General features: G+C 53.8%; 8 protein-coding genes. 3 read left to right on the top strand and 5 right to left on the bottom strand.

The window, feature by feature from the left end; all coding sequences use genetic code 11:
• Positions 1 to 15 precede the first annotated feature (15 nt).
• From alaS to KV190_RS11945, 3 genes are all read right to left on the bottom strand, one after another.
• Positions 16 to 2,691 carry an alanine--tRNA ligase gene (gene alaS / locus KV190_RS11955; protein WP_460193582.1) on the bottom strand — a complete coding sequence of 892 codons (2,676 nt, stop codon included), beginning with the start codon at positions 2,689 to 2,691 and terminating at the stop codon, positions 16 to 18.
• Between the two features lie 302 nt (positions 2,692 to 2,993).
• The gene (locus tag KV190_RS11950; protein WP_460193581.1) at positions 2,994 to 3,845 is read right to left on the bottom strand and encodes a prepilin peptidase; all 852 of its coding nucleotides are present in this window, start codon (positions 3,843 to 3,845) and stop codon (positions 2,994 to 2,996) included.
• Positions 3,800 to 4,027, bottom strand: coding sequence for a hypothetical protein (locus tag KV190_RS11945; protein WP_225901554.1), 228 nt, complete (start codon positions 4,025 to 4,027; stop codon positions 3,800 to 3,802). Before KV190_RS11945 ends, KV190_RS11950 begins: the two co-directional genes overlap by 46 nt.
• Positions 4,028 to 4,343: 316 nt before the next feature.
• On the opposite strand from KV190_RS11945, the gene KV190_RS11940 reads away from it, so the two are divergent.
• Positions 4,344 to 8,084, top strand: a complete 3,741-nt coding sequence (locus tag KV190_RS11940) for a PAS domain S-box protein (protein ID WP_460193580.1) — start codon at positions 4,344 to 4,346, stop codon at positions 8,082 to 8,084.
• On the opposite strand, the gene KV190_RS11935 is transcribed toward KV190_RS11940, so the two are convergent.
• Positions 8,017 to 9,054, bottom strand: coding sequence for a glycosyltransferase family 2 protein (locus KV190_RS11935; RefSeq protein ID WP_460193579.1), 1,038 nt, complete (start codon positions 9,052 to 9,054; stop codon positions 8,017 to 8,019). The genes KV190_RS11940 and KV190_RS11935 overlap by 68 nt on opposite strands.
• Before the next feature lie 236 nt (positions 9,055 to 9,290).
• Here KV190_RS11935 and hemL point away from each other — a divergent pair, with 236 nt between their 5' ends.
• The gene (gene hemL, locus KV190_RS11930) at positions 9,291 to 10,526 is read left to right on the top strand and encodes a glutamate-1-semialdehyde 2,1-aminomutase (protein WP_460195285.1); all 1,236 of its coding nucleotides are present in this window, start codon (positions 9,291 to 9,293) and stop codon (positions 10,524 to 10,526) included.
• On the opposite strand, the gene KV190_RS11925 is transcribed toward hemL, so the two are convergent.
• Entirely contained in the window at positions 10,517 to 12,649 is a 2,133-nt protein-coding gene (locus tag KV190_RS11925; protein WP_460193578.1) for a histidine kinase dimerization/phospho-acceptor domain-containing protein, read from the bottom strand. The two genes, hemL and KV190_RS11925, sit on opposite strands and share 10 nt — an antisense overlap.
• Positions 12,650 to 12,867: 218 nt before the next feature.
• On the opposite strand from KV190_RS11925, the gene KV190_RS11920 reads away from it, so the two are divergent.
• Positions 12,868 to 13,719: a circadian clock protein KaiA gene (locus tag KV190_RS11920; RefSeq protein WP_460193577.1), complete on the top strand. Its 852-nt coding sequence runs from the start codon at positions 12,868 to 12,870 to the stop codon at positions 13,717 to 13,719.
• Positions 13,720 to 13,722: the final 3 nt, after the last annotated feature.

Raw genomic sequence — 13,722 nt, 5'->3', positions numbered from 1 at the left:
CAGAAGCTCAATATATCAGGATTCGAGAATCCCTTTGAGGCGAGCGTGCGCCAATTGCAGCGCCTCGGGTAATTTTGCGGGTTGAGCCCCCCCCGCTTGGGCAAAGTTGGGACGCCCACCACCGCGGCCACCACAGACTTGGGCAAGTTCCGCCACCAGTTGACCGGCATGAACCCCCCGCTGCACAACGTCCGGACTGGCGGCGACTAAAAGGTTCACTTTGTCAGCAGCAGGTTGAGTGGCCAACACCACAGCCCCACTGCCCAGTTTATTCAGGAGCCATTCAGCGGCGGTTTTTAGCCCTTGGGGATCCACGCCCGCCAGCGAGGCAATCAGCAGATGGGTATTGCCGACGGCTTCCGCCTGCTCCAAAAGGGCTTGGGTTTTAGCAAGAGCTAGTTCAGCTTTGAGGTGTTCCAGTTCCTTTTGCTGGGCTTTGAGATCCGCTTGCAGTTGGCTAATGCGATCTAGAATCTCTTCCGGTTTAGCTTTGAAGCGATCGCACAACTCGCGGACAATGCTATCGCGCTGTTGCAAATAGTCCCGCACCGCCGGTCCAGCAATGGCTTCAATGCGGCGAATGCCAGCGGCCACCCCACTTTCACTAATGATCTTGAAGAGGCCAATTTCAGCAGTGTTGTGGACATGGGTGCCACCACAGAGTTCCATAGAAACGCCCGGAATATCGAGAACCCGCACCTGCTCACCGTATTTTTCACCAAACATAGCGATCGCCCCCTTGGCCTTGGCTTCATTGAGGGCCATGATACTGGTGTGGGTGGCGTGGCTTTCACTAATCCACGTGTTGATTTGATCTTCAATCTGTTGCAGTTCCTCACGAGTGAGGGCACGGGGGCAGTTAAAGTCAAAGCGCAGCCGATCAAAGGCCACTAGCGAGCCGGCTTGGGAAATGTTTTCGTCAATCAGCTTTTTCAAGGCCGCCTGCAAGAGGTGCGTTGCGGTGTGGTGCGCCTGGACTCGCCGCCGACAACTGAGATCAATTTGGGCGCTCACGCGATCGCCAACGCTGAGGCTGCCCCGCTCTACTTTGCCGTAGTGGACAAACACTTCCTTTTGCTTTTGCACATCGTGGATTTGCACCAGCGCATCACTGGTGGCGAGATACCCGCGATCGCCAATTTGGCCACCGGATTCAGCATAGAAGGGAGTTTCCTCAAGAATCACCTGCACTTCGGTTCCTGCCGTTGCCGTTGTTACTGGATGACCCGCCACCAAAATCGCTGTTACGGTCGTGGTCAAACTAAACTCGTCATAGCCACGAAACTGCGTCGGGTGCAGTTGATCCGCTAGGGAGTCAATCCCCTCCTGAACGGTAATATCAATGGTTTCGTGAGCGGCTTGGGAACGTTGCCGCTGCTCGGCCATACAGGCTTCAAACCCAGCCACATCCACACCAATGCCTTGCTCGGCGGCAATCTCTTGGGTCAACTCCAAGGGGAAGCCATAGGTATCAAAAAGAACGAAGGCATCGCGCCCTGCCAATTGTGGTTTACTGCGTTTTTTGCCCTTAGCCGTCTTCAATGGAGCCAGCATCTCCGCCAAGAGCTTCTCACCCCGATCCAAGGTCTTGAGAAACTGTTCCTCCTCTCGTTGGAGTTCGCTGAGAATCACTGCCTGCCGCTCCCGCACATTGGGATAGACGTTGGCAGCGAGATCAATCGCCACTTGAGCCAAGGCAGGGGTCACCAGTTCATTGATCCCCAACAGCCGACTATGGCGGACAATGCGCCGAATTAATCGCCGCAGGACATAGCCACGCCCCACATTACTAGCGGTGACGCCATCGGCAATGAGATGAACCACGGCACGGGTGTGATCGCCAATCACCTTGAGGGAAGTTTTGGTGCTGGCATTGGCTTTGCGGTACTGAATCCCCGCTCGCTGCGCTGCTGCCTCAATAATCGGGAAAATTAAGTCTGTCTCGTAGTTGTTGGGCACCCCTTGCAGAACCTGCGCCATCCGCTCCAAGCCCATACCGGTATCAATGTTTTTTGCCTTGAGGGGGGTGCGGTGCCCCTGATCGTCTTGGTTCAACTCCATGAACACCAAGTTGTAGAGTTCGATGAAGCGGCGATCGTCATCGAGATCAACGTTAGCTAGCCCTTTTTCCGGATAGAAGTCGTAGTAAATCTCAGAACAAGGGCCACAGGGACCCGTTGGCCCAGCCGTCCAAAAGTTGCTCTCCTCTCCCATGCGCTGGATGCGCTCCTTGGGCAAGCCCACTTGGCGATGCCAAATGTCATAGGCCTCATCGTCATTTTCAAAGACGCTCACCAAGAGCCGTTCCGGGGGCAAACCATACACCGTGGTCATCAGCTCCCATGCCCAAGCAATGGCCTCCGCCTTGAAGTAGTCGCCAAAGCTGAAGTTGCCCAACATTTCAAAGAACGTGTGGTGGCGAGCAGTGCGACCCACATTTTCAATGTCATTGGTGCGCAGACATTTCTGGGCGGTGGTGGCGCGGGGCACTTTCGGGGCTTCTTGACCGAGGAAAATCGGTTTGAAGGGCAGCATGCCGGCGATCGTCAGCAGCACCGTCGAATCCTCTGGAATCAGCGAGGCACTGGGCAAAATCGTGTGTCCCTTGGCGGCATAGAACTCAAGGAATTTTTGGCGAATTTGATCACCTGTGAGGGCAGTTGTCGCCGACGCAGAGGGGGACGAGGTCATTGGAGCAAAGTCTCAACGGAGCGCAACAAACGGCAAGAATACTATTTCATCATACTGGATTGTACTCTGGGAATAAGGCACCCCATTGGCAGGATTTACGAGAATAGCGATGACCGAGCCGGCCACCCGCTCTGAAATGGGTCAACTCCTTGAGGAAGTGAGAGGAATGCGCGCTGACATGAGAAAGTCGCTGATTTGAGCGATCGCCAGCGGGTGGTGGATGCCCGCCTATGGGGTTTTATTGTCGCCCTTGTCGGGGGGATTTTGGCTTATCTTGTGAAGTTATCTTTCTTTGATAAGAGTTAGCGCACAAACACGCCAGGCAAGAAGGTTTCGAGGTAAAGATCAATCAATTGGCGGCCAAAGAGACCACTGACAATAGCCGCCACTGCCAAAAAAGGGCCAAAGGGAATCGGTTGCCGCCGCTGAATCCAACCGAGGGCAATCCCCAGTCCACCCATCAGGCCACCGAGGGCACAGGCCAAGAAAAAGGTCACGAGCAATCCCTGCCAACCTAGCCAAGCCCCGATCATCGCTGCAAGTTTGCTATCCCCTCCCCCCATGACCTCCTGACCAAGGGCGATCGCCCCCCCCCAGCGGATCAGATCAAAGAGCCAAATGCCAATCACTGCGGCAATGATGCCCTCGGTGAGTCCACCTAGACCCGTCGTTAACCCTCTCACCAGCAAGCCGACAATCAACCCCCACTTTGTCAGGGGATGGGGCAGCGTCATCGTGTCTAGATCAATCAAGGCCAAGGCCAATAGCCACGCACTCAACAGCCAGAGCACAAGGGTTTGCACCTGCCAACCACTCACAGCCGCAATCAGGACATATAGCAGTGCCGTCAACAGCTCAATCGCAGGATACCGCCAAGAAATCGGCGCATGGCAGTAACGACATTGCCCCCGCAGGAATAGCCAGCCCAAAATCGGGATATTGTCCCAGGGCTTGAGTGTGGTCAAACAGATTGGACAGCGAGACGGCGGATAAAGGAGCGATCGCCCACTCGGCACACGGTAGATCACAACATTGAGAAAACTACCCACCGCTGCCCCAAGGCCAAAGACAAGGCAGAAGCTGACAAAGGTCAAAAAAGTGAGTGCAGTTATAGGCGTGTTACTTCCGGCAGATGATCGTAGGGAATAAAGCATTCTTGGGGCAGCAGCACTGGTTGGCTGGTAAACAGCACATAGCCCCGCAGGGTTTGCCGATTAACAGCGACACCCGCAGGCACCGTTTTTGCCCCATGAACCTGCTGGTAGAGATTATAGATGGATTGAGCAGCGGCTAATAGGGGGGTATCAACGGTTTCCATGGTCTGCAAAACTGGCATGTGCCCCACTCCTCGGCAATCGAACAATTAGAAACGGTTATGTTTGGTTTTGAGCCAATCATCAGTTCTCGCCAAGCGCTCCGCCTATGCAAAAGCAGATCTGAAATCCTCGACCTGACCATCAATCAACTTGTCTTAGCAAAGCGATAGCATAGGGGTAGGACGGCGCTAAGACATCTTCCCCGTAAAATCACCTCAGGAGGGTATTTATTAAGGAATTGGTTGTTTCACCATGCTAAGCCCCTTGGCGATCGCTAACGGCGCCCTGTAGCCATTGACTGTGTTCCTTGTTTCCTCACACTCCTTTGGCCCAACCATGAACTCACAGCAGTTCTCCCTTGCCAATCATCTGCACCGTTTACCTCATCCTCTCTTGGCGGGCGATCGCAAGGGCACTATTCTTTACGCCAACGCTGCGGCGCAACGGTTATTAAACCACGCTAGTACCGATTTAGCGGGTCTCTCCGTCATCGAGCTACTGTCCGCCAACTTTGACTTCTCCCTAGAGCGGTTCCAGCAGGTGCTCAACACCCAAACCCCGGCACAGTGGGACTGCTATGACCCGCGCAAACAGCAGTGGTGGCAACTGGATTTAAGCGCTGATGCTCACGGCTGGACCTTGACCCTAACGGAAATTACAGAACGCTATCGCCATTGGCTACTCCAAGAAGCGCGGGTTAATGAACTGGAAAAATGGTGGCAGCGATTTCACACCCTGACGGAGATCGGTCAGCAACTTTTCTGGGAAATCCAAGGGGAGCGGTGTTCTTGGTACGGCGATAGTCAAGGGGTGCTGGGGTACTCCCTAGAACAACTGCCCAAAACCCTGCAAGCATGGCAGCAACTCATCTACCCAGAGGATCAAGAGCGCTTTTGGCAAGCCATCCCTCAGCAAAGGGGGGCAACACCCTGCGATTTGGAATATCGCCTGCGCCATGCCAATGGTGCGTATGTTTGGGTGCGCGATCGCTGGGAATATCGGCAGGAACCACCAAACACCACGACAATCATCGGCGTCATGGTCAATATCCATGACCAAAAGATACAGGAAATGCGCCTGCGGGAAAGCGAACAACGCTATCGCAACCTCGTAGATCATCTACCCGCCGTGGTGTATCGCTGTGCCATCGATGCTGCGTGGACAATGGAATACCTGAGTCCCAAGTTCACTGAGCTGACGGGGTATCTCCCTAGCGAACTGGTGCACAATCAGGTTCGTAGCTACGCTAGTATTACGCATCCAGAAGATAGCGATCGCGTTGATTGCACCATTCATGAGGCCCTTGGCAAGGGCTTGCCCTTTAGTGTCGGCTACCGCATTTTCTGCGCTGATGGGTCGGAGCGTTGGGTACATGAGTACGGTCAGGGAGTTTATGACGTGACCGGCCAAGCCTATGCAATTGAGGGCATCATTGTGGATGAAACAGAACGGATTCAGTCAGAGCAAGCCCTCAGAGAAAGTGAGTATCGCTGGCGTGCGGTCTTTGAAAATGCCCAAGTCGGGATTATTGTCACTGGCCCTGCTAACCACTATCGCCTTGTGTATTGCAATCCCTTTTTTTGCCAATTTGTCGGCTACACTGCTCCTGAACTGGCAAATCTCACCGCCCATGATCTGACCTTTGCCGAGGATTGGCCTGAGGAGGCGACCCTCATCCAAGAGTGTCAACTGGGATTACGCAACACTTATCAACTTGTCAAGCGTTACCGCCACAAAGATGGCCACACCGTCTGGGGCAATTTAACCCTCTCCTGCGTGCGCAATGCCAATGGTGAGCCTCACCTGCTGATTGCCCTGATTGATGACATTACCAGCCAACGCCAACTGCAACTCGCCCTCGATCGCGAGCGCAACCGCTACGAGCAGTTAGTGAATAATTGCCCCGTCATCATTTTGACCCTCAATCGTGACAAAATTCTCTTAACCAGTAATTGGGTTGGCTTGAAGACACTGGCAGCAGCTCAAGTCGTTCCCGGCATGCCATTTTCAGCACTGCTCCATCCCCAAGAATCAGTGACTCGGGTGGAAGCCCTGATTGACCGCGTCTTGGCGGGAGAAACCATTAACGATGAGGAAATTTCACTGCGTTGCCGCACCGCTGCCCCCTGTGATATGCTGAGCCACCTTTTTCCCCTGGTGGATGAGGAGGAAGAAATTGTGGGCTGTGTGGTTGTCTGTACCGATATTAGCGATCGCAAGCGTGCCCTTGCTGAACTGGATGAGCGCGAAGCACAATATCGCAGTGTTTTCGAGTCCGTGGCCGATGGCCTAGTGATCTATGACACCGAAAACCTACAGATCGTTGAGGTCAACGATGCCATCTGCGACATCTATGGCTACAGTCGCCGTGAATGCCTTGAACTCCAACCTGAGGATTTTCTGCACCCCGACTACCGCGATCAGTTTCAGGAATTCCTAGACACGATTCGGCATCAGCACACTTGGCACGGTGTCAGCAAGCATCGCTGTAGCGATGGCCAGATCATTGATGTCGATATCTTTGCCACAAGGTTGCGCTACAAAGGCAAAGATCAAGTCCTCTGCGTCATCCGCGATATTACCCAAATCAAGCGTTTTGAAGAGACTCAAGTGGCGATCGCCAAAGAACTCAGCCGACGGGAAGCGCTTTTTCGCAATCTCATTAACGATTTAGATGTGGGCGTCATGCTGTTGGCTGCCGATCTCTCCGCAAAAGTGATTAATCCTCGGGGCTGTGAGCTGCTGGGAGTCAAGGAAGCAGACATCATTGGTCAAAAACCAACAGAAATGGCTTGGGATGCCCTCAACGATGCTGGGGAACCAATGCCGCCAGCAGCTTTTCCGCTGATGATTGCCATTGCTCAAAAGCAGCGAGTACAAGGGGTGATGGGCATTCTCAATCAACAAACCCAACAGCGGCTCTGGCTGCAAGTGACCGCTGATCCAGAAGTCACGGCAACGGGGAGCATTGAGCAGGTGATTCTCACCTTTAGCGATATTAGCGATCGCAAGCACTACGAGGCCTACCTTCAAGATCAAGCCGTTCGCCAGCGGGAACTCAACCAGCTCATTCAGGAGATTCGCGAAGCCCCTGATCTCAATCAAGCTTTTGCCAAGGCGGTACAGGAGGTGTGTCATATCCTGCGGGTCGATCGCGCCATTGTCGTCAAGTATGAGCCAGAACAGCACCACTGGATTCCCCTAGTGGAGTTTCTCAACAAACCGTATATAACCCCTAGCGTGGGACTGACGATTCCAGACGAGCATAATCCAGTTGCCGCAGCCCTACGCCAAGGAAAGATTGCTGAGCTGCCTGCCCTAGAGAATTTAGACCCGACGGATGCAGTGAACCGTGCAATCGCCCAAGTGCTCGGTGGCGGCTGGCTCATTGCCCCAATTCGGATCAATCAGCAGATTTGGGGGTCTTTTTCCTTTCAGCGTTTTAATCATTCCAGCGGCTGGACAGATGAGGAACGCCAACTCATTCTCTCCCTCACCGATCAACTGGCAATTACCATTCAGCAGACAAACTTGTATGACTCACTGCAATTGGCCAATGCCGAACTCTCCCGCCTTGCGACCATTGATGGCCTCACCCAGATTGCCAATCGGCGCTATTTTGACCAGTATTTGCAGCAGCAGTGGCAGTTAGCCCAGCGAGAACAGACCAACATTGCCCTGATTCTTTGTGATGTCGATTTCTTCAAGAACTTCAACGACCACTACGGTCACCAAGCAGGGGATGACTGCCTGATCGCGATCGCGAAAATATTCACCCAAGCGGCGCGCCGTCCCACCGATTTAGCCGCACGCTACGGCGGCGAAGAATTTGCCTTGATTTTGCCCAATACCGATCTCACCGGCAGTCTGCGCGTCGCCGAACGCATCCAACAGCTTCTCTATGCCTTGGAGATTCCCCATATGGCCTCATCGGTGAGCGATCGCGTCACCCTCAGTATGGGTATTGTCAGCTTGCTGCCCCAAGTTGGCCAACCAGTCAATGAATTCATTACCCTTGCTGATCAGCAGCTCTATCTCGCCAAGCGGGGCGGGCGCGATCGCTATTGCTATGCTTGAGTTCTGGTTTAGCAAGGATGCGTTCGTAGGCCTTGAGCAGATAGTGGGGCTTGAGGGCAGTCACTTGGTAGCCCACCAAAATTAGCAGCACAGCCACGAGGGCGATCGGTAGCCCCAAGGGCAGGAACAGTATATGCTTTGGATCATGGCGAACCATCCGCTGCAACCGCTGGCCAAAAATTTTTAACTTGCCCCGCCAGCCCTGATGATCTTGCACCCGTAGCCGTTGGGAGGGCTTGCCTAACAGGCGCTGCTGCCAGTAGTAATCGTGGCCAATGAGCAAAAATCGCCAGTAGAAGTGCCAGAAGCCATTGGGGGGAGCATGACTGGCACGGGCTTCGGGTTGCCGCCAAATACACGCCCCTTGTTGCAGTAGTGTCTGGGCATGAATGACGCAGTTGCCGCGATAGAGCGGTAATTCAGTGGGAATCGGGTGATCCAGCAAAAACTGACGGCGAAAAGCCACATTATTCAAAAAGTAGCCCACCGCCGGTTCCATTTGCCTGCCCCCACTGTACTGCGGAAAAATATAAGTCAGTGCCATGGCTGTGCGGTAAACACCAGCCCCGCGAATCGCAGTTTCCCCAGCCACCACTTGAATCTGTTCATCGGCGGTAAAGCTCATCACCATCCTGCGCAACCAACTGCGCTCATAGCAACAGTCCGAATCACAATAGACAATCACCTCACCCGTTGCTTTCGCCGCTGCCCACATTTTCACCTCGTAGTAGCCAAGCTCCTTGGGCACGGCACAAAACGTCAGCCAAGGGTAGGGATCGGCCAGTTGCGCAAGATACGCTTGGGGGGCATCCCCGGTTTCCAAGAGCAGGACTTCATTGGCGGCAGTGGGGGCTAAATCTTGGCTGGCAAGGGACTGGAGGGCACGGTGGAGTCCAGCCATATCCGCATTTGCCAAGTTCTCAGTTTCCAAGATGATCGAGAAGGTGGGCAGAAGTGGCGTGGAAGACATAGACATCTTGCAGAGTTAGCCGTTCTGTGGGTACAAATCCAGTGTTATTCTCCCAAACGCCATAAATGAGCCGCCAAAACCGTAAAGAATTGCAACATGCGCTCTTGTAGGGTTAAGGGGCAAAAGAATTGCCTATAATACTGTGAGCACGCCAATGCTTGAGGGAGTTGACGTTGACCACGACCGTTTTTCAAACCACAAAATCCCAAGAAATTTTTGCCGCTGCCCAAAAACTCATGCCCGGTGGCGTCAGTTCACCCGTGCGTGCCTTCAAGTCCGTCGGCGGCCAGCCCATTGTCTTTGATCATGTCAAGGGTGCCCACATTTGGGATGTGGACGGCAACCAATACATTGACTATGTGGGGTCTTGGGGACCCGCGATCGTCGGCCATGCCCATCCCGAAGTCATTGACGCTCTCCATGCCGCCCTTGAAAAGGGAACCAGCTTTGGCGCCCCCTGTGTGCTTGAGAATATCTTGGCGGAAATGGTGATTGCCGCTGTCCCCAGCGTTGAGATGGTGCGCTTTGTCAACTCTGGCACCGAAGCCTGTATGGCAGTGCTGCGGCTGATGCGTGCCTATACCCAGCGGGAAAAAGTGATCAAGTTTGAAGGCTGCTACCACGGCCATGCCGATATGTTCTTGGTCAAAGCAGGGTCAGGGGTGGCCACCTTGGGCTTACCCGATTCTCCCGGCGTGCCGAAAGCAACCACTGCCGCCACATTAACTGCACCCTACAACGATCTCGAAGCCGTCAGTCGCCTCTTTGAACAGTATCCCGATGACATTGCGGGGGTGATTCTTGAACCCGTGGTGGGTAATGCTGGCTTTATTCCGCCGGATGCCGGCTTTCTCGAAGGGCTGCGGGAACTGACAAAACAGTACGGTGCCCTCTTGGTCTTTGACGAAGTGATGACCGGCTTTCGCATTGCCTATGGCGGTGCTCAGGAAAAATTTGGTGTGACACCCGACCTCACCACCCTCGGAAAAGTGATTGGCGGTGGCCTACCAGTGGGTGCCTATGGCGGTCGCGCTGACATTATGAAGATGGTGGCGCCGGCAGGGCCAGTGTATCAAGCGGGTACCCTCTCTGGCAATCCCTTGGCAATGACAGCGGGCATCAAAACCTTGGAAATTCTCAGCCGCCCCGGTAGCTATGAGCAACTGGATCGGATCACAGGCAAGCTGATCCAAGGACTGTTAGACGCCGCACGGGAATTTGGCCATGAGGTGTGTGGTGGGCACATCAGTGGCATGTTTGGTCTCTTTTTCACCGCTGGTCCGGTGACGAACTATGAGCAAGCCAAGCAGTCCGATTTGAAAAAGTTTGCGGCCTTCCACCGGGGCATGCTGGAGCAGGGGATTTACCTTGCGCCATCCCAGTTTGAAGCAGGCTTTACTTCCCTTGCCCATACCGAGGCGGATATTGAGCGCACCATTGCGGCAGCGCGGACAGTGCTGAGTCAGCTTTGAGCTTTTACCGTTGCGGCAAGGAGCACCACATCCATTAAGTCCGCCAGATTGAGGCAGGGAAAGACCATGACATCCCCCAATTGATGAATGGCTCGGCTGCTATCTTCGGCCAAGGTAATCATGGGAAGTTTTCGTAGTTTGGGATGATTCTCCAGATGGGCGACCTCGTCAGCGGGCAAATCCCAAATTAGAACATCGGGCTGCCAAATCTCCACCAAGAGATCGGCCTGTTCGAGGTCTTCTGCTTCGAGGAGCCGCAGGTGGGGCAGGCTAATTTCATGGAGTAGGCCGAGGCGGAGTACCGTTTGATTGAGGAGGGGACGCTCAAAGGTCGGTTCTGCCGCTGGAGTAGCCACTCGTGGAAAACACCAGCGATCGAGGACATCAATCAGCAGACTGGGATGACTACTCAGGGGCAGCCGTTGCACAAAACCGGTCAAGCCCAAGGGGGTGGCTTCATCAGAGAGGATGATCAACGGCACAGTGGCCGTGAAGGGGCTGGTGGTCAGACTTTCAACCACATCAGCCAAAATCAGACTACTGGCGGGGCGGACGACAATGGCCGTGGGTTGCAGTTGCTCCAGCTTATCAAGGGCTTCAAGGGGATGGCGAGCGACCATATAGCCGTAGTGACTGCGCCGCAGTGCCGAAGTCGTGTCCATGATCCACGTGGCATCATTACTGACCAAAAGGATCAATTGAGCCGTAGTGGGTAACTCAGGGGGAAGTTCCTCAGCAAAGGGCAGTAGGACTGTCCACTCACTGGACTCGTCAGCTTGGGCAATAAAGGACAGCTCACCATTGTGGAGACGACAGAGTTGGCGGGCGAGCATCAGCCCCATGGTGACTTCGGCGTAGTCCTCGAGGCATTCGTGCAGCAGGCGATCGTGATCCTTAAGGGGAATGCCGTGTCCCTCTTCCCACAGTTGCAGCGCCAGCCAATTTTGCCAGCGACTCAAGCGCAGTCCATAGCGATCGCTGGGAAAGAGCATCAGCCACCCCAAGAGATGGGCAAGAATCTGGCGTAGCCGCAGAGCATCGCCGTAGAGGTATACATGGCTCAAGGGCTGATCAATTTGCCACTGCCACTGCCAACCCGGCGTCGTTAGGTTGTAAAGATGCTCCGCCAATTCCTGCGATCGCAACCATAGACCCGCCAATTCTACGGTTTCCCATTGCAATTCCAACTCTCGCCAGAGGGCACGGGTGTAGTCCTGCCACGCCTGAATGAGGCGATTCATTTGCCAACCGCTACGCTGGATCAGGGCAAGGTAGTCCTGTTGTTCTGGTAGGGGGTGCTGCCACAGCAGTTGGGTGAGGCCGAGAATCGCCGTTAGGGGATTTTTGAGTTCATGTCCCAAGCTCAGGAGGAGGCGCTTTTGCTGATGCAGGCGCAGTTGGTGCAAGCGGGTGGGGGTCGTCGGATCAGCCTCTTGCCGCCGTTGGGCAAAAAATAACCAATAGCGATCGCTCGCCACCGCGACACCGCTTTCTGCCTTCTCCCAGTCCAATGACGTTAAATTCAAGGGAAACGAACACACCTGCCAGAGCGATCGCGCCTCTAGTGTCTGACAATTCATGCCTTCAAATTTAGGCTGCACCAGTGGCAAGAAATCAGTTAAGTGTTCTGACCAAGCACGATTTTGCCAAACAACTCTCCCTTGGGCATTTTGAATTTGTACCGGCAAAGGCAATTGTTCAATCACTTCTAGCCAAGGCAAAGGGGGCTGGCATGCCCAACGATAGAGCAAGCGGTGCTGATCCAGCAGTCCCAAAAAACAACCCTCGGCATCCACCACCGCAATATAGGCTGGCATCTGGGCTTGGCTGCGCAACCACCCCTGAAACTGCAATAGTGTCCACGTTGCGGGTACCACCATCACGGGCGATCGCCAAGAAGCCGTCACACTCCCCACCGCCAAGTCGGCTAACGTCCCTTCCCGCTCCAAACTCAACGCCAACCGCCAGCCCTGCACCACTCCCAAGGGTTTTTGCCGCTCATCCACAATGACGATCGTCTCTGGGAGAGTTTCTTGCCAACGCTGGCACACCTCGCTGAGAGACAAACCTGCCCCCACCGTCATTGCAGGTTCAGTAAAGCTGGCTAGGGAGAGGGAATTCATGGATACAGCCCTTTTTTGAAATGGGGGATACATCAAATCATGAGATAGGATGCCGTTTTACACTGGCTTTTCCATTCTTGAGCGTGTTCTGTCCTTGTGAGCAGGGCTGTTGGTCCTAAGCTTGTAATGAAATGGCAACACTCCTCCAGAAAACACTGCCACCACCAGCGAGAAAGTGATAGGATGCTATCAGATGCAAACCCAAGTTCTGAAAGCACGTGGCGCAGTCAACCGCACTAACAATCTGTGGCTTAGTTTACTCGCCCGCTATTGGCCAAGAATTAGTCCGTTTGCACAACTCCGACATCGATGAACTGGTTTATTTTTCCGACGAGAGAGAGTTTTGCACTTACCTAGAGCAGCGGCGCAATAATGTCGCTTGTTTAATTTTAGAATGGGGAGAGGGAACTCCGCAAATCATTACCTATCTTCACCACAGCGCCACACTCCTGCCTGCGATCATTATCTTTCCTGCCGGCACCTCACCCGTTCCGCCGGGTCCGCACTACCACATTGCTGAAATCATTCTCACCGCTGACAACCTCCACCAGCTCAACCACCAAATTGAGGAAGCCATTACGGGATTTGTCAAACTCTGTCCAGGCTGTGCGGTACCGCCCCATGTCATGTTTCGCATGCCAGCCCTGAAAGAAAGCAGTAATGTTGATCCGCAGCATCGTCTTTCCCAAAAATTGAAGGAGCGGCTCGGCTACCTAGGGGTCTATTACAAACGAGACACGGAATTTTTCTTCCGCCGTATGTCTACTGCCGATAAACGCAAGCTGCTGGACGAATTGCGCTCAATTTATCGTACCATTATCCTTGAATACTTTAACACCGATGCCAAAGTTAATGAGCACATTGACGAGTTTGTTAGTAAAGCGTTCTTCGCGGATATTTCTGTTTCCCAAGTGCTAGAGATTCACGTCGAACTCATGGATAACTTTTCCAAGCAACTCAAACTCGAAGGTCGTAGTGAGGACATTTTGCTGGACTATCGCCTGACGCTCATCGATGTCATTGCCCATCTGTGTGAAATGTACCGTCGCTCCATTCCGCGTGAGGTGTAGTTT

This window comes from Thermosynechococcus sp. FA-CM-4201 (assembly GCF_054689355.1).
The sequence above is the reverse complement of the archived record's forward strand: the minus strand, read 5'-3'. Positions and strand labels throughout refer to the sequence as shown.

Coding starts and splice junctions, on each gene's coding strand:
- KV190_RS11925 (WP_460193578.1), bottom strand. CDS start 12,649: ATGAATTCCCTCTCCCTAGCCAGCTTTACTGAACCTGCAATGACGGTG.
- KV190_RS11940 (WP_460193580.1), top strand. CDS start 4,344: ATGAACTCACAGCAGTTCTCCCTTGCCAATCATCTGCACCGTTTACCT.
- KV190_RS11950 (WP_460193581.1), bottom strand. CDS start 3,845: ATGCTTTATTCCCTACGATCATCTGCCGGAAGTAACACGCCTATAACT.
- alaS (WP_460193582.1), bottom strand. CDS start 2,691: ATGACCTCGTCCCCCTCTGCGTCGGCGACAACTGCCCTCACAGGTGAT.
- KV190_RS11945 (WP_225901554.1), bottom strand. CDS start 4,027: ATGCCAGTTTTGCAGACCATGGAAACCGTTGATACCCCCCTATTAGCC.
- KV190_RS11935 (WP_460193579.1), bottom strand. CDS start 9,054: ATGTCTTCCACGCCACTTCTGCCCACCTTCTCGATCATCTTGGAAACT.
- hemL (WP_460195285.1), top strand. CDS start 9,291: ATGCCCGGTGGCGTCAGTTCACCCGTGCGTGCCTTCAAGTCCGTCGGC.